Below are 16,458 nucleotides of genomic sequence, written 5' to 3'. Positions count from 1 at the left end.
GGGGAAATTTTTTCTCCTCTGTTTTTTTATTTTTGACGGTCCAAGTATCTATTCATATGTCTTCGTCCCACTTGTTTTCCAAATCGATTCGAATCCTACTGATTTGTTTTGCTCTACTTTCATGTAAGCCCACCTCAGAAAGAACGGCAATCAACCTGATATCCAAATCGATCGAAGCACATGGAGGATCAGTGCGATGGGAAAATGTTGAGTCGTTGACATTTGCGAAGGAAACGAGGCTTTACCAGGCGGATTCCAGCCTTGAAAATGAGCTTTTTCAAGAAATCGAGATCAGGTTTCAGCCGAATTGGGAAATTCGGATGAGCTGGGAAAAAGACAGCATCCGAAACAAAGCATTGTTTGACGGTAAAAGAATAAGGTATTGGCTAGGGGAAAACGAAATTCAGAATGCCGACTTCCTGAAATCCAAAAAACGGGATTTGGATGCAGCGGGATATGTCATGACGAAGCCCTTTGACCTATTGGAAGGCGAAAAACAACTGGAATACTTAGGTCTCAAACGCCTGCCGGACGGGAAAGAATATGAATCCGTGCAGGTAATTGATGGTTTGCCAGAGACCGGCAATTTGGACGTTTGGGTTTATTATTTTGATCCAAGCGACAGTAGGCTGATGGCTTATTCAGTCAAAACTTCCGACCATACGAGTCTGGTAATGAACGGTGATTTCGAACTTTTTGAAGGATTGCTTTTTCCAAAATCCAGGATCAGTTACCGATTGCAGGAAAATGGGCAAATCGAATACCTTAGGGCAGAGTACCGATACGCCGATTTCAATGTCAAATTGAGGAAAACGCCCTAGAAAAACCAAAGAACCTGCCTCCAAGAAAGCAACATTTCACTGGTTTTGGGGATGGATTAGATCTTTGCCCTGCTAATCGGCATCGTCATGCATCGCGGACCACCCAGACCCCTCGACAATTCTGAGGAAGGGATTTCCAGCACTTCAACTCCCATATTTCGGAGGGCATTGTTGGTGTGCTTATTGCGATTGTAGGATATCACTCTTCTTGGTCCAATAGCAAATACGTTTGCTCCATCAAACCATTGTTCACGCATGGAATAATCAGGATTGCCGTCTGCGGTAGAAAGTATTTCAAGGTGCGGGATTTCTTTTTCCAACACAGTCAACAAAGATTCATTCAGGACCTGACGTTTGATATTTACTTTTTCGTCCTTAATTTCTTTCAAGGTATAGAGCGATGTTTGCAAAACAGCATTCAAGGCATCTGGGTAGGTGAGCACAAGATTTTCGTCCAAAATTGTAAACACCGTATCGAGATGCATGTAGTTTCGCTTTTTGGGCAGGTGGACTTCGTAGACCCGCTCTACTGTCCCTTCTGCCAATAGTGCCTTGGCAACCTGATAAATGGCCTTTTCATCCGTTCTTTCACTGTTGCCGATGGCAATAGCTTTCTTGGAAAGTACGATGATGTCCCCACCTTCTATGCTTGGCGGGTTGTCGTTTCCGTTGATGGGATAGATCGGATTTACGTGATCCTTAAAATCGGGGTGGTTTTCAAAAATCGCCCTCAGAATGTCCGCCTCACGCTGACGTCCCTCCATCTTCATGCTGGAGAAAATGATGCCTCCCGGTGTGATCGCCATCGGATCGCGTTGAAAGTACAGGTTTGGACTCGGCGGAATCACGAAGGCGGAATCCATCAGCTCACCAGCAGGCAGATTCGGTATTTTTCTCTTGAGCTCATGCACTTTGACTCCTGCGGTAAGTGCCGTGGCGCATTCCGCTGTCGACAATCGGTCTAGGATATACTCTTGGAAATGTGTCAAACGCGACTTGACCAGCGCACTGTGCATCAGCTTTTCCAAAATTTCCCGGTTTGACAGGACCTGGATCAAGAGCTCGTGGAGGCGGTAGACGGTCGCGCCAGTGGTTTGTTTGATAAGGTCGGTGAAGAAGTCATGCTCCTTTTGCATGGCCTCCAAGTAGGGGACATCTTCAAAAAGCAAATATTCCTTGTTGTAGGGGGTAAGACGGTCAATTTCCTTTCCAGGTCTGTGCATCAATACGGCCCTCAATGTGCCAAATTCAGAGTTTAATCGGAGATTCATGTCAAAAAAACACCATGTTTGCCGGAAAGATATTCAAAATTTAAATTACTAAGCCCTAAAAAGAACTAATTTGACAATAATTTAAAAAATACCCTTTCTAAATCTACATACGGGTGGATTCTTCAGCCGCCTGAGAAAGGAGGCAACAGTGCCACTTCCGCTCCATGGGGAATAGCCGTATTGCCGACGGTCTGCTTTCTATTTACCGCAATACTGAACTTCATGTGTCGCAGTTCGGGATATTGTTGGTGCAGGTAACCCAACAGTGTATCCGTAGTCGGAATTCCATCGATCATCAATTCCGAGGTTTTTATTTTCTCGGCAATAATTCCAAACGCCTTTACCGTGATCATTTCGCAACAATTCTGAATTGAAAGGTAACCAAAATTGATCAGCCTGTCCATATTAATTTGACAGCCGCGACTACCAAGACCGCGGTTAGCAAATATTTGATGACCTTTGGCTGGAACTTGAATGCCCCCAAGTATGCACCAAGCGCGCCGCCCGCGATTGTCAGCGGCATCACTATCCATAGATTTGGATCGATCTGTGCGGCAAACCCACTTGCTCCCAGAAAACCCGAGACGGAATTCAGGAAGATAAACAAGGCCGATACCGCAGCGGTCTCCTTGATGTCTGTCCAGCCCAACATCAGAAGGATAGGAGAGAGGATGATGCCACCACCGATACCTATCAAGCCGGAGACAAAACCGATTCCCAGCCCCAAAACAGGCGCCATCCACCATTGTCTTTCTGAGGTTTGCTTTGGGCTGACGGGAAATACATTGAGAAATTTTAGGACAGGGAAAAACAACAGAATACCCAAAATCCTTTTGTACCATTCGGCATCGATACTGAGGCTTCCCCCAACATAGGCCGCTGGGATCGAGAAAAGCCCAAGTGAAATGAAAATCGCCCAAGGGAAATCGACCTTTTTACGAAAGGACAAAAAAGCCATCATCGAGACAAACATGTTCATGATCAATGCTGTAGGACGTATCTGTTCGGGGGGGAATTGCAACAATGCCAATACCATCAAGTAACTGCTCGCTCCGCCATGTCCGACCGAGGCATAGAGAAAGGCTGTTGTAGGCAGCAGCAGGTACAGCAATATTTCTTCGAATCCCATATTTTACCAGGAATAGAATCTCACCATTGTCCCTTTTGGCAAAAAATCCAAATCTTTTGGGATTTCGGCAATGCCGTTTGCATTGCCATAGGCAATCAAATTGAAGGATTCCTGGCCGGGGAGGACTTTGATACTTCCGTTTTCCAATTTGGCTTTTAGGAAAAAGGTCAAAGCACCCTTTTTGGAGAAATCGGTTTGCAGAGGGAAAGTTCCCATCGGTTGGAAAGTATTTTTTTTACCCATCCAAGCTTCTAAGCATGGTTTGACGTATTGGTTGAAGCAGGTGAGCGTGGAGGCGGGATTTCCCGGTAGGGCAAATACCCATTGCGTTTCGGTCCTACCTACCCACAGTGGCTTGCCCGGTTTTTGGGATACTTTGTAAAAAAGCTCCTCGACACCCTCGTTTTCCAAACCTTTTTTCACAAAATCATAATCACCGACCGAAATCCCACCCGAAATGACCAGCACATCCACTTCCTCCAAAAGCTCGTGCAATATGATTTGCAGCCGCTCCGGTTCATCGACCGCTTTGTAAATGGAAATATTGGAAATGCCCAAATCCCTGAAATAGGTGTTCAAGATGGGGCCATTGGCGTTGTAGATCTTCCCAAAGGAAAGTGGCTGCCCGACTTCCACCAACTCATCGCCTGTCAAAAGCAAACCTACCTTTGGCGCCGCATAAACAGGAACTTCTGAGATTCCCACTGACGCCAGCAGTCCCACCATTCCAGGCGAAACGACCGTTCCTTTTTCAGCAATCAAATCGCCTTGACGGTTTTGGGCGCCTATTTTTCTGAAATTTGCGCCTTTTTCAAATCGCTCCCAATCAAAGTGAATACTTCCGTTTTGGACGGTGACATATTCTTGTGGGATGATGGTATCAGCGCCGGTCGGCGTTGGTGCTCCCGTAAAAATTCTGATGGCTTCGCCTGTTTGTATTGTGGTGTGATTGGTTTCACCGGCTCGCATCATGGATTGGGTTTGTAGCTTCCTGCTGCCGTTTCCCTGTTCCCAGCGGATCGCATAGCCATCCATCGCAGAATTGTCAAAGGAAGGAATGTCAATCGGTGAAAAAATATCTTCTGATAATACGAATCCCAGCGATTCCAAAAGCGGGCACAAGGTGATTTTTCCATCAATCAAATTGGCTTCAAGAATGTTTTTAGCTGTTTCGACGGAAACCATGTACGACATCATCCACCTATTTTGATCATGCTTCTATTCTCGATTTCGTCGGCTTTTGCTTTGAGATAATCGGGACTGAATTGGCCGCCCAACATGGCGTGTTTGCGCTTTACTGATTCCATGATCAGCGATTCGACGTCCTGTCCTTTGCGGAGAGCGCCCAACAGGTCCATTTCTTCTTTTCCAAAGAGGCAGTTCTTCATCTTGCCATCGGCTGTAAGCCGCATCCTGTTGCAGTCACCGCAAAAGTGCTCGCTCATAGTCGTGATGAATGCAAAAGTACCCAGGAATCCCGGAACTTGGTATTTTTTGGCAGTGGCGTGTTTCTCATCCTGCAGTTTGACAATCGGAAAATTGCTGGAAACGAATTCCAGCATTTGCTTCGCAGTGATGACTTTTTCGCTCTTCCAATGATTGCCTTGAAATGGCATGAATTCAATAAAACGAACATGGAGCGGGAGCTTTTCCGTTATTCTGACAAAATCCAAAATCTCCTCTTCAATGATTCCCGCCAAGGCCACGGCATTGATTTTGACCCGAAAACCCTGATCCAATAGCAACAGGATGTTATCCCAAACCTTCTGGAATTGATCCCTTTTGGTAAGGTTGTGAAAAGTCTCACGGTTGAGTGAATCCAAACTCACATTGATCGAGCGCATGCCTGCTGTTTTCATCAGCTCGATATGCTTGTGGACCAAAATCCCGTTGGTGGTCATGGTCAACTCAACAGGCAATTTTGAAAGTCTGTGGAGGATATCTGGAAATTCTTTTCTCACCAAAGGTTCTCCGCCGGTAAGACGGATTTTTTTTACTCCCAAACCTACAAAAGTCTTCGCCAGCGCCTCAATCTCCCCAGTCTGCATGAGGTGGGAGTGAGGCATTACTTCAATCTCCTCGTTGGGCATGCAGTAGGCGCAGCGGAAATTGCAACTATCCGTAAGGGATATTCTCAGATAATCATGAATTCTTTGAAATGAGTCGTAAAGCATTGCAACCAGTTACGAAATCGAATTCTAAATATCGCAAATGAGATTGGAAAAGCATCCGTTTGCTTGAGAAGTGGTTGGATTTACTTTTGAAATAATAAGATATCGGTGTCTTTTATCAGATACGGATTTGATCTATTTTTGGCGAAAATCCGCTATATGTTTTCCAGGGCCTGCCAATACGGTATCCGTGCCGTCATTTATATCTGTGGTGAAAGTCAAAAAGGCAACAAAGTTGGTGCGAAGCAAATTTCGGAAAAAACGGGCGTTCCTGAACCTTTTATCGCCAAGATACTCCAAGACCTTGCCCGCAAGAAGATCATTGGATCCACAAAAGGACCGACTGGTGGCTTTTTTGTAGACGGTAGGCACCAAGAATTGACACTAAAGCAGCTAGTGGATGCAATAGATGGCGAAGAACTTTTTACGGGATGCAGCCTTGGGTTGGAAAATTGCTCGGAAGCAAACCCCTGCCCGCTGCATGGCGAGATCAAACAGATCAGGTTAAGTATTGTCAGGATGCTCACCCAAAAGAGTATCAAGGAGTTTGCGGAGGAAGTTGAAAAGGGAGAGACTGTCCTCAGTAGGATGATTCAAACCTGATTTTCCGCGAATTCGGCCTTCCGCCGTACCGTTTCAAATATTTTTCCGAAAAGATTTAAAATTCACGTTTTTCATGATTTTTATCATAAAGGATAAAATTATCCTCTATTATCTTGCTCCCGCATTCAAAACCCAATCCATATGAAATCTCTATTTAAAAACTTTACCATTTTGGCGTTTTCAGCCATTCTTTTGTCTTGTGGTGGAAATCAACAGGCAAGCACCACGGCAGCTTCTTCTGCTGAACCCTCCGCCGGGCAGTCTGCAGTGAAAGATGATGTTTCCAATCCCAACATTGTACAAGTGGCGGTTGCTTCGCCAGATCACACGACATTGGTTGCTGCACTGAAGGCTGCTGAGTACGTAGACGCCTTGACCAATGTGGGTCCGTTTACGGTATTCGCACCTACGGATGCCGCATTTAGCGCATTGCCAGCCGGTACGGTAGAATCTTTGGTGAAGCCAGAGAATCAGAGGAAACTCCGGGACATTTTGGAGTACCATGTTTTATTGGGAGTCTACAAAGCTGAGAGTTTTGTCAACGGCCAAAAAATTGGCACAGCCGAAGGAGGTTCCGTGACTTTGGAAGTACAGTCTGACGGAACAGTGCTCGTCAATGGCGCAAAAGTTATCGGATCGGTCCAAACTTCAAACGGTATGATCCACGTGGTAGACAAAGTGTTGTTGCCAGAATAAGATTAGCTTAAATTTAAGGTTGAATGGGTACAAAAATGCCGGGTCCATTGGATGCCGGCTTTTTTAATTTGACGCGGCGAAATCACTGATCACTAGCCTATTTTCACGAATTGGCTTATCTTTCCATCTCAACTTGATGCCATGTCAACAAACAATGCCATTTTCCGATTCATACTGCCGCTGTCGCTGGTTTTTGGTTTTTTTTCCTGTCAAGCCCCCGATCCTGCGCAAGGCATTGTGGACCAAAGTATCGTCGCACACGGAGGAAAAGCCTTTGAATCCAGCGTGATCAGCTTTGATTTCAGGGATCGACACTACCGGATTTTCAAGTCGTCGCAATCCTTTGAATACATTCGGGAATTTTCAGACAGCACGGGTCAGGTAAGGGATGTTTTGAATAATTCAGGTTTCGTCAGGACCATCAATGGCTCCAAGGTCGACTTGCCTGAAGAGCGAGTCGGTGCATTCAGTCGATCTGTGAACTCGGTTGCCTATTTTGCATTTCTGCCTTACGGACTCAATGATCCCGCGGTGAGAAAGACACTTGTAGGAGAGTCAGAATTGGAAGGGAAGAAGTACGATCTAATCCGGGTGACATTTGCACAGGAAGGAGGCGGTGAGGATTATGATGATGTTTTCCTATACTGGATCAATCAAGAAACGAAGCGTATAGATTTTTTGGCGTATTCATATCACACAGATGGAGGTGGTGTTCGATTCAGAAAAGCAGTGAAAACCCACGAGGTAGGTGGATTGGTCTTGCAGGATTATGAAAATTATGGTTTAGAAAGCAAAGAAACTCCCGTTGAGGAAATGGAAAGTCTCTATAAATCAGGTAAATTGGAGCTGCTTTCGACGATTGAATTGGAAAATATCCAAGTCGTAAAACGATAGCAGCGACAAAAATCAGATTTACTTCCCTCCCTTGAAAAAGCCCATTTTTATTATTTCCATCTTTTTGATTGCTTTGGCCATTTGGACAATGCAGAATCAGGCAGCGGAGTTGGAGCTGGATTTTATTGTAGGGCAAAAACACAAAGGAGTTTGCTGGGTCGCTGGGCCGCGGCCACTCGAAGGCTGGGAACTGGATTCGCTGCGGTCATTTGGAGCCACGCATATTTCCCAAACACCCTTTGGCTGGCAGCAGGACCCAAAGCAACCCGAAATCCGCTGGGAAAAGCATTCTGACCGCATGTGGTGGGGAGAGCGCCTGGCCGGATTGGAAGCAACGTTGACAGATGGGCGAAATTCTGGCTTGGAAAGTATCCTGAAGCCCCACCTTTGGGTCCATGATGCATGGCCGGGAGAGATTGAAATGCAGTCGGAAGATGATTGGTCATTATGGTTTGCCCAGTATGCGGAGTTCCTTACCTACTTTGCGGACTTCGCGGAAAAACACAAAATCCCGGTACTTTGTATTGGAACCGAATTGGAAAAGACCATTCACCGAGAGGATGATTGGAGGGAAATTATCCGGATCGTCCGAAGCCGCTATAACGGCCGGCTTGTCTACGCTGCCAACTTCACGGAGTACGACAAAATCAAGTTTTGGGATGCCTTGGACTATATCGGCATACAGGCCTATTTTCCCTTAGCCTCAACCGTAAACCCAGAACAAAATGATTTAGATAAGGCTTGGTCAAAAGTGATCCCTCAGATCGAAAGGGTGGTTTCCAAATTTCAAAAGCCTGTGATCTTTACCGAAATTGGCTATTGCAATACCGCCGATGCGGCTGTGTCTCCTTGGGTGTGGCCAAATGAAAGAAAAGGATCAGAGATCTCTGAAGCGGTACAGGCGAAGTGCTACCATGCTTTTTTTGAAAACGTCTGGAAAAAGGATTGGTTGGCAGGAGTCTATTTTTGGAAATGGTATCCCCAGGTTCGCAGATCCGAGATTGACTTTACCCCGCAGGGAAAAGCGGCGGCGGAAGTGATGCGTCGTGGATTTTTGGGGGAGATATAAGTGCGTGGAGTAGAGAAGGGTGGAGGTTGAAGGAGGAAGAGACGAGAAGCAAGAAGCAAGAGACGAGAAGCGAGAAGCAAGACTCGGCCTTGGGGACCGAATAACCTGAATGCAAGCAGCCTTTGGGTTCAATAGATGGGCCTTTACATGGATATCTTGACCTTGAATTCGCAAAGTTCGCGCACCGCGATAAAGATATATTCGTACATTCATGGCTGACGCATTTTTTAAAATGACTTCATTAACCAAAACTTAATCCCATACCTATCTGCTTTTTGGTATTTTTGGAACATGCCAATTCGTCGGATCATACAAAAAGCCAAAGGATTCCTTAGCCAAGGGTTGCAGCCCAGGGAATTGGCGGCAAGTATAGCGATCGGGACGCTGATTGGCGTTTTTCCAATTTATGGGACTACCACGGCGATCTTGGTTTTTTTGGCGTGGCGGATGTCCCTGAACTTGCCCTTGATGCTGTTTGTGAGTTACCTCCTTACACCCCTGCAACTGTTGCTCGTGATTCCGCTGATGCGGGTAGGAGAGTGGCTGTTTGGATTTGACTATCTGGAATTGGACTTGGCTTCTTTGCAGCTTTCATTTCAGAACGGGATTTTCGAGACATTCTCCACGTTTTCGGGCAGGTTGGTGCTTTCTATCGTGGGATGGGGATTGCTTTTTGGTCCATTTGCATTAGGGCTCTTTATTCTACTTTTTCAGATCTTCAGGTATTTCCATAGGAGGAAAATGTTGGAGCGAATGGCCGAGTAGCGGATTTTTTTAAAGGAAAGGGCTACTCGATTTTGATCTTGATTTCTCGGTTCTATTTGTGACAAATGTGACAGTCATTTTTTGAGGAGGGTTGTACTTTCAGCTTGTCTTAGGGAATAATTACCCCACCGACATTACATTCTTCCATTTACCATCAAACAAATGATTATGAAAAAGAACATGGGAAGTGCTGACAGGATTGTACGCATCCTGATCGCGCTATTGGCCGCTTATCTGTACTACGCCGGCATCGTCACAGGTACCTGGGGTATCGTGCTCATTGTCGTTTCCGTGATTTTCCTTTTGACGAGTGCGGTGGGTTTTTGCCCGCTTTATGCCGTCTTCGGCATCAGAACCTGCCCAGTGAAAAAGGCATAAATCAAACAGACTACTGTTTTATGTGAGACCTTGCGGAATAAAACCCGCAAGGTTTTTTCATTTTTTTGGGAGCGGACTGGATACAAAGCGAATAAAGTATAAATTCAAGCTTTACAAACTTTGGTTTATTATCGTCGCATCCTGATATCCTATACCCATGAGCAATAACCGCAGAGACTTCCTCAAAATCGCCGGCCTTGGCTTGGTTGGCGCGAGCATCCCCCAAATCGGCAAGGCAGAAAGCCTAGAACAAGTACACCAACTGAGTATGAAAAGCCATGTGCAGCAGTTCAATATGTGCAACTTCGCGGCTCCCAAGATTCCGGTCGTGCGCGTAGGTGTTGTTGGCTTGGGTATGAGGGGACCGGGGGCAGTTGAGCGGCTGAGCAAGATTGAAGGAGTAGAAATCAAAGCCTTATGCGATTTGATTCCCGAGCGTGTGGACAAGGCAAAAAAGCTTCTGGAAGGTACCAAGCATGCCCCTGAATCCTATTCAGGCTCTGTTTATGCCTGGAAAAAGATGGTGGACCGCAAAGACCTAGACCTGATTTATATTGCCACGCCCTGGGATTGGCATACGCCCATGGCTGTCTATGCCATGGAAAATGGCAAACACGCAGCAGTGGAAGTGCCCGCCGCCAAGACACTGGAAGAGTGCTGGCAACTCGTGGAAACCTCCGAGCGTACCAAAAAGCACTGTATGATGCTGGAAAACTGCTGTTATGACTTTTTTGAGCTGATGACCCTGAGCATGAAGCGGGACGGGTTTTTTGGGGAAATTGTCCATACGGAAGGTGCCTATATCCACGATCTGCTTTGGCTCAACTTTATGAAGGATTCGGAAGGCGGCTATCAGGATATGTGGCGACTCAAGGAGAACTATCGCAACGGCAACCTGTATGCCACGCATGGCCTTGGCCCGATTTGTCAAATCATGGACATCAACCGGGGCGACCAAATGGACTACCTGACTTCGCTTTCCTCTGCGGATTTCCAAATGGCCGACAAAGCCCGCGAATTGGCCGAAGCAGATTCGTTTTTCGGTCCGTTTGCAGAAAAGAAGTACCGCGGAAACATGAACACCACGCTCGTCAAGACCAAAAAGGGCCGCTCTATCATGATCCAACACGATGTAACCTCACCAAGGCCGTACTCGCGTCTGCATGTGATCAGCGGCACCGAAGGCTTTGCACAAAAGTACCCCAATCCGAAGGTCGCCAAGGGCCATAGCTGGATGAAGGATGAGGAGTTCAAAGCGCTCGAGGAAAAGTATACGCCCGAGATCGTCCGCAAGGTCGGCGAACTCGCCAAGCAAATCGGCGGTCACGGAGGTATGGATTTTATGATGGACTGGAGGTTGATAGACTGCCTAAGAAACGGGCTTCCGCTCGATCAGGACGTCTATGATGCTGCGCTGTGGTCGGCAATCTCCCCGCTGAGTGAATGGTCCGTGGCCAACCGCTCCAATGCTATTGACGTGCCTGACTTTACCGCAGGCGCTTGGAAATCCAACAAACCTATCGAAATCACCCTGAAAGGTGGTGGGACGACGAAGGTGATTGTGTAGTGAGAATGCTGCCGAGATTTTTGTGATGGCAGAGGACTTTGATCCAGCTTCCATGGACGAATTTCCTTTTTCCCAACAAAAAGAAATATTCAAAAACATGTCTTGAAAGACGGTGGCGTATGAAGCGCGTTTCAAGCAACTTAATCAAATCAAGCATCTCCGCTTGGCGTTTGAAATTTACGCCTTCCTGTGTTTGTGGAAGTTTATTTACAAATTTCAACTAAATTTAACTGGATTTGATTTTGCAGAATTGAAATGGAGAATGTAGAATTCAGGATTTTTAAAAAGGGTAGAGGCCCTATTATCACTGCAAATCGTGTTGTTTACGGGTTAGGTTTGATTTCGGCAAGCTTTATTTATCTGATTCCCAAATACCTTCAAGAAGGCGTAACTGAGAAAATTGGAGTTTTTGGAATGTTTTTAACATTAGTTTTGATGGTTATCTTTGGATTCACTAAGTTTTTTACAAGAAAATCGCTATCGGGTACATTGGATCAAGTTTTGAAGTTCTGTGAAAACGAGATTGGAGTCGGTGACCAGAGATTTAGCCTAAAAGACATCAACAAGATAGAGTTTACGGTTGGAGACTATTTTGACCAAATGGAATATTCAGAATCGAATCTCAATCCGGCTAGATCGAATGGAACCTCAAATACTTGCCGACTTATTTTGACAAACGGCACCCGTATTGAAGTGAAGTTTCAATTGATTGAAAAATTTGAATTCAGGAAAATGAGGGAATTACTTATCCATTACCATACTAGTGGGAAAATCCACTTTCTTAGTCTTATTGATTATTTAGGAATTAAAGACTACAAAGAGATCCAAGAGTTCAAAAAATCATTACCAAGATAACGGCTAGGATGTATGTTGTCACCCATCCTCAAAAGCCGGCTTGATATTGGTCCAGAAGGCGTCGAGGGCGATGATGCGGGGCTTCAGGAAAGAGATGATTTCGGGCCAGGTATCCTTGTCCATCACGTTGGGGCCGGGCTTTACGGTTTGGATGCGGGAGATAAGTCGGCCCTCTGAATTCGGCACGTGCATTTCCCAAGTCCAAGATTCGCCAAGTTCGGCTTCGAGGAGCTTTTTGAATTCCAGAAACTGCTCAAAATACAGTTGCTGCATTTCCAGGTCCTTGTGGCAAATTTCGATCCCAATGGACGCAAAATCCCGCTCGGCACGCATCCTGAAGTAGATATCTTTGATGCCTGTCTTGTAGTTTTGCCCGTTGGTACGAAAACCCGTGGCCGAAGGGACCGGCTTCATGTACATACCGAAAGCCGTCCAAAAATCCTGTCTGACTTGGGAGTTTTCCGACCGACTGTACATGTCTTAGTAGCTTTTGTGACTATCCAAAGGTAGGACAATGATGAAATCGGCTGAACTTTGGTTTTTCGGATCCAAGGTGTGGATATTGTCCTGTTCTACGGTATTGATCGTCATGATTCGGACGGTGGGAAATTTCCGCTTGAGGTACCAAACGATACCTTCATAGTTGTTGGAATGGTAGGAACCGTTGACATGGAAGATGGTTTTGCCTTTGTTGATATAGTCAAAAAGCGAATAGGCCATCGTCGCGTCCTTGACAGCCTGCGCCTCGATCATGTAGTCTAGGTTCATGCCGCTGCCATGCATCATTTCCTTCATGCCAACATACCCGGGAAGTGTCTTATCTACTTCGATAGGAAGCGGTGCGATATAGCTTTTGGCTTGCTCGCTCAAGCTGTCCAAGCCCGCCAAACCCTGTCTACTGACAAGGGAAGCATATTTTCGGGGGATATTGGAAGCGACAAAGGGGATTTGGTTTTTTTTGGCATAGAGCATCAAAGGCTTGTAATCGGTCGCATAGTTTTTCCACAGTTTCGCTTCCGCCTCAAAATTGCTGTCCCTCATTTTCCCCGCAAGCCATTCGTCGATGTTGAGTTGGTCGTCACGTTCAAAGAACTCGGCTCCGAGGACGACTTTTTTCCCAGATTCATGAAGTGATTTCAGCAATTGCAGCTGCAGCCAATGTGCCAGCGAGTTATTGTGCAGCTCGCCAAAAAAGATGACCTCGTGCTGCTCGGCAATCTCCGCCATGGCTTCGAAGCGGACTTCATTCCCCTGATTGTTGTATATTTTGTAGGGCGAAGTTTGCGCAATCGCCATTGCCGACAATAGGAACCCTGTGATTATGAGGCTGATTCTTTTAGACATAGTCTTGGGGATATTGTACCGTGACGACGGAGTAGTTGACTACGCCGCCGAGCGCGGGATTGTGTTTTTTGATCGTGATGGAGACGTGTTTGAGTGCTGGATAGGTTTTGAGGATATCCTGGATCATCAGGTGGGCGAGGTGCTCAAGCAGCTTCACCGGTTCTTTCATGTGGGCCTGTGCGATTTTGTACAGCCTGCCGTAGTCGACGGTCTCTTTCAGGTCATCCTCGAGCATGGCTTTTTTGAAGTCAGTCTCGACGTGGATATCGACCGTAAACCTGTTGCCGAGGATTTTCTCCTCCGAGAACACGCCATGGTATGCATGGAACTCAATTCCTTCCAAGGAAACCTTTCCCATCAGTCAAATTGGTCAAAAAATGAACTGCCCTTGTCGGGTTTGGCTTTTGGCTCTTCTGTTTTTGGAGTTTCGTCCTCGCTTGGGCTTTCCTCGGTTTCAGCCTCTGCAAGTGGTTCTGAAGGAGCCTCAGCTACTTCATCCTCTACAGAATCCACTACTGAAACAGGCTCTTCTTTTGGGATTTCGACGGTTTCGGAGACTACCTCCGCGACAGGCTGTTCCACCAATGTGGTTGGTTCAGGTGTGGCGATTTCAGTTTCAGGAAGGTTGGCGAGCGTAAATGCCTTTGCCTTCTCCAATTCGCTGACCAAGTTGGCATGCGTTTGTACGTTTACCTTTTTGAAGGATTCCTGCGATACTTCGATGCTATGTTGGATATCTTCAGAGACTTTCTTGAGGTTTTTGAGTACCAAATCCCGCTCTTTCAGAAGTGATTCGTAGTCTTTGACCAATTTTTGGACATCGGCTTTCAGGTCTGCGAGGACCGTTTTTGCTTTGGCTTCGGAAATCTCCAGCAATTGGTTTGACCGCCTTCTGGCATCGGCTAGCATGGCCTCTGCGTTGTTTTTGGCATCAGCGAGAATATCGTTAGCGGCTTGGTTGGCTTCTTCGATGATGCTTACGCCGGTATCTTCGGCGGTTTTCAAGGTTCTGAAAAGCGATTCCTCCACATCCTTGAGTTTTTTGGCCTCACGTCGGCTGATTTCGAGATCACGCTCGAGCGCGGCTTTTTCATCTTCCAGCTTGTCCCAAGCATCTGCTACGAGGCCTAGGTAGGCTGTGACTTCGTCCTTGTCATAGCCGCGGAAGTTTTTTTCGAATGTTTTTTGAAGGATGTCTTTGGAGGTTATTTTCATGTTTTTCTAAAATTCTAGGTTCCAAATGGAAATTTTTCTGTCGTCGCTGATGGAAATGATTTGTTGGTTGTAGGTACTCCAGAGGACTTTGTTGATGGAGGTGCCGTGCCCCGCATACCGTGCCTTATCAATGACTTTGAGGAGTTTAAGCGTTTCGGTGTCCCAGACCTTGATGGATTTGTCCATGCTGCAGGTAACAAAATACCTGCCATCTTCCCGGAAGGAGAGGTAATTGATGGCATACATATGGGCTACGATGGATTCTTTGAGTGAGAAATCAGAAGTATCCCAAATCTTAAGGTGTGCATCCCTTCCACCGCTGACCATGATCTTTGCATTGGGAGCAAAACCAAGTGCAAATACCGAGTTGGTGTGGGCGTTTAGGCTATGCAGTGGCTGCAGGGTTTGCAGGTCAAATACCTTGACGCTGTGGTCGCTCAATCCCGCCGCGAGGTAATTTCGGGATGGATCAATGGCCAATACGCGAACGCTTTTTTCCGAAATCTTGATATGTTTTCTGACGGACCTTTTGATACGGTCCACCACTGTAATCACCCCATCCGCTGTGGCGACAAATATATCGTTGCCAAATATTTTGATGTCGAAAATCGACTGGGAGGTAAGGTTGACGGACCAGAGTTCTTTTTGATTTTCGAGGTCTATCACATGGATTCCCTCGAAATTGTGCCCAATGATCAGGTGGTTTTTTTCGATATCCACTTCAAGTGCATACACCGAATGTCCGACTTTGGCTACCAATCGCCCATCGGCCGGATTGTCCAAATCCCAAGCTACGACCATCCCATCTCCTGACCCTGTAAAAAAATACCTTGGATCGGGGGCTTCTGCCAAGGCATAAATGCAGTCGTTGTGTCCGGTGAGGGTATATAATTTATTTACTTGGATTTTCAGCATATTTTGATGTGATTAGCGCTCATTCCCGCGTTGCGTCTATGCAAACAAAAATAGAAAAAATAAGTCCTTTGTCAGCCTTGGCTGTCAATAATATTGAGGAAGTCTCGCAGAATGGAACGGATTTTTTAAGTTTTAGGGAGAAGCTTGCGTATGCCAATATCTCCCGACCAGACAAGCAAAAGGAGTGGAAAGGCGCACGCCTCGCCATCAAGTTTGCTTTGGAATTGATCTCCCTGCCCTATCCCGGCTTCTTCAAAGATGAGCATGGTAAATCCCACCCAATGGATGGATATGGGTTTGTTTCCCTGACACATACCAAAGGTTTGGCAGCGGCCATTTTCCACAAAGAAATGCCCGTGGGAATCGATTTGGATTTCGTACGGGAGAAAGTTATTCGCCTGGGGCCGAAATTCCTGGACGAAGCTGAGATGGAATTTTTGGCCAACGACCCCCTGCTGTACACGATTGCATGGTCTGCCAAAGAATCCATATTCAAATGCCAGGGAAGAAAGGGAATCAGTCTCAGGCAGAATATCCGCTTGGAACCATTCACGATCGCGGATACTGTAGTGAAAGGTCGGGTCGAGCAATCCGAATTTTCGGACCATCATTACCAAGTGAAAGTGGAACATGAAAATGACATCGTTCTGACTTACACCATTTGGTAGGGAGATTGTATATTTGAATAAAGAGGGCTGAGGTACAAAGTACGATGTACCAAGTACAAAGTGCGGAATGTGCATGCCTGATATAGGTTGACAAAAA

The 16,458-nt window shown here is 46.2% G+C and carries 20 protein-coding genes; 10 read left to right on the top strand and 10 right to left on the bottom strand.

Going from position 1 to position 16,458, the window contains the following annotated elements; translation table 11 throughout:
* Positions 1 to 215: 215 nt before the first annotated feature.
* The gene (locus C943_RS00100; RefSeq protein WP_008623142.1) at positions 216 to 821 is read left to right on the top strand and encodes a hypothetical protein; all 606 of its coding nucleotides are present in this window, start codon (positions 216 to 218) and stop codon (positions 819 to 821) included.
* A 56-nt stretch (positions 822 to 877) separates the two neighbouring features.
* On the opposite strand, the gene C943_RS00095 is transcribed toward C943_RS00100, so the two are convergent.
* The 5 genes from C943_RS00095 to moaA form a co-directional block, all read right to left on the bottom strand.
* The gene (locus tag C943_RS00095) at positions 878 to 2,092 is read right to left on the bottom strand and encodes an arginine deiminase (protein ID WP_040478344.1); all 1,215 of its coding nucleotides are present in this window, start codon (positions 2,090 to 2,092) and stop codon (positions 878 to 880) included.
* Between the two features lie 122 nt (positions 2,093 to 2,214).
* Positions 2,215 to 2,445 carry a MoaD/ThiS family protein gene (locus C943_RS00090; protein WP_040478426.1) on the bottom strand — a complete coding sequence of 77 codons (231 nt, stop codon included), beginning with the start codon at positions 2,443 to 2,445 and terminating at the stop codon, positions 2,215 to 2,217.
* A gap of 38 nt (positions 2,446 to 2,483) precedes the next feature.
* Positions 2,484 to 3,221, bottom strand: coding sequence for a sulfite exporter TauE/SafE family protein (locus C943_RS00085; protein ID WP_008623138.1), 738 nt, complete (start codon positions 3,219 to 3,221; stop codon positions 2,484 to 2,486).
* Between the two features lie 3 nt (positions 3,222 to 3,224).
* A complete protein-coding gene (locus C943_RS00080; RefSeq protein ID WP_008623137.1) occupies positions 3,225 to 4,418 on the bottom strand; it encodes a molybdopterin molybdotransferase MoeA in 1,194 nt (397 codons plus the stop codon).
* Positions 4,415 to 5,395, bottom strand: coding sequence for a GTP 3',8-cyclase MoaA (gene moaA / locus C943_RS00075; protein WP_040478342.1), 981 nt, complete (start codon positions 5,393 to 5,395; stop codon positions 4,415 to 4,417). The genes C943_RS00080 and moaA overlap by 4 nt, the downstream gene beginning before the upstream one ends.
* A gap of 156 nt (positions 5,396 to 5,551) precedes the next feature.
* On the opposite strand from moaA, the gene C943_RS00070 reads away from it, so the two are divergent.
* The 8 genes from C943_RS00070 (at position 5,552) to C943_RS00035 (ending at position 12,219) form a co-directional block, all read left to right on the top strand.
* On the top strand, positions 5,552 to 5,995 hold the full coding sequence (locus C943_RS00070; protein WP_008623134.1) for an RrF2 family transcriptional regulator: 444 nt from the start codon (positions 5,552 to 5,554) through the stop codon (positions 5,993 to 5,995).
* A 141-nt stretch (positions 5,996 to 6,136) separates the two neighbouring features.
* On the top strand, positions 6,137 to 6,691 hold the full coding sequence (locus C943_RS00065) for a fasciclin domain-containing protein (protein WP_008623132.1): 555 nt from the start codon (positions 6,137 to 6,139) through the stop codon (positions 6,689 to 6,691).
* Between the two features lie 141 nt (positions 6,692 to 6,832).
* Complete coding sequence (locus C943_RS00060; RefSeq protein ID WP_040478340.1) at positions 6,833 to 7,585, top strand: DUF6503 family protein; 753 nt, start codon at positions 6,833 to 6,835, stop codon at positions 7,583 to 7,585.
* 31 nt (positions 7,586 to 7,616) lie between these two features.
* A complete protein-coding gene (locus C943_RS00055) occupies positions 7,617 to 8,654 on the top strand; it encodes a glycoside hydrolase family 113 (protein ID WP_008623127.1) in 1,038 nt (345 codons plus the stop codon).
* Positions 8,655 to 8,945: 291 nt separating this feature from the next.
* Positions 8,946 to 9,419, top strand: a complete 474-nt coding sequence (locus C943_RS21185) for a DUF2062 domain-containing protein (RefSeq protein ID WP_008623119.1) — start codon at positions 8,946 to 8,948, stop codon at positions 9,417 to 9,419.
* Between the two features lie 168 nt (positions 9,420 to 9,587).
* On the top strand, positions 9,588 to 9,797 hold the full coding sequence (locus C943_RS00045) for a YgaP family membrane protein (RefSeq protein ID WP_008623117.1): 210 nt from the start codon (positions 9,588 to 9,590) through the stop codon (positions 9,795 to 9,797).
* Between the two features lie 157 nt (positions 9,798 to 9,954).
* A complete protein-coding gene (locus C943_RS00040) occupies positions 9,955 to 11,364 on the top strand; it encodes a Gfo/Idh/MocA family protein (protein WP_008623115.1) in 1,410 nt (469 codons plus the stop codon).
* A 255-nt stretch (positions 11,365 to 11,619) separates the two neighbouring features.
* Positions 11,620 to 12,219 carry a hypothetical protein gene (locus C943_RS00035; RefSeq protein ID WP_081610424.1) on the top strand — a complete coding sequence of 200 codons (600 nt, stop codon included), beginning with the start codon at positions 11,620 to 11,622 and terminating at the stop codon, positions 12,217 to 12,219.
* 18 nt (positions 12,220 to 12,237) lie between these two features.
* Here C943_RS00035 and C943_RS00030 read toward each other — a convergent pair whose 3' ends face one another.
* Genes C943_RS00030 through C943_RS00010 form a run of 5 tightly spaced genes read right to left on the bottom strand, consistent with a single transcriptional unit; the run spans position 12,238 to position 15,693 of the window.
* Entirely contained in the window at positions 12,238 to 12,696 is a 459-nt protein-coding gene (locus tag C943_RS00030; RefSeq protein ID WP_008623105.1) for a DUF4268 domain-containing protein, read from the bottom strand.
* A gap of 3 nt (positions 12,697 to 12,699) precedes the next feature.
* Positions 12,700 to 13,563, bottom strand: a complete 864-nt coding sequence (locus tag C943_RS00025; RefSeq protein ID WP_040478337.1) for a ChaN family lipoprotein — start codon at positions 13,561 to 13,563, stop codon at positions 12,700 to 12,702.
* Positions 13,556 to 13,921, bottom strand: coding sequence for a dihydroneopterin aldolase (folB, locus tag C943_RS00020; protein WP_008623100.1), 366 nt, complete (start codon positions 13,919 to 13,921; stop codon positions 13,556 to 13,558). The genes C943_RS00025 and folB overlap by 8 nt, the downstream gene beginning before the upstream one ends.
* Positions 13,921 to 14,778 (bottom strand): DivIVA domain-containing protein, encoded by an 858-nt coding sequence (locus C943_RS00015; RefSeq protein ID WP_008623098.1) that lies wholly within the window; start codon positions 14,776 to 14,778, stop codon positions 13,921 to 13,923. Before C943_RS00015 ends, folB begins: the two co-directional genes overlap by 1 nt.
* Positions 14,779 to 14,784: 6 nt before the next feature.
* Positions 14,785 to 15,693, bottom strand: a complete 909-nt coding sequence (locus tag C943_RS00010; protein WP_008623096.1) for a WD40 repeat domain-containing protein — start codon at positions 15,691 to 15,693, stop codon at positions 14,785 to 14,787.
* 38 nt (positions 15,694 to 15,731) lie between these two features.
* Between C943_RS00010 and C943_RS00005 the strand changes: the two genes are divergently transcribed.
* Positions 15,732 to 16,361 (top strand): 4'-phosphopantetheinyl transferase family protein, encoded by a 630-nt coding sequence (locus C943_RS00005; RefSeq protein WP_008623095.1) that lies wholly within the window; start codon positions 15,732 to 15,734, stop codon positions 16,359 to 16,361.
* Positions 16,362 to 16,458: the final 97 nt, after the last annotated feature.

It is taken from the genome of Mariniradius saccharolyticus AK6 (genome assembly GCF_000330725.2).
GTDB classification, from domain to species: domain Bacteria; phylum Bacteroidota; class Bacteroidia; order Cytophagales; family Cyclobacteriaceae; genus Mariniradius; species Mariniradius saccharolyticus.
The sequence above is the reverse complement of the archived record's forward strand: the minus strand, read 5'-3'. Positions and strand labels throughout refer to the sequence as shown.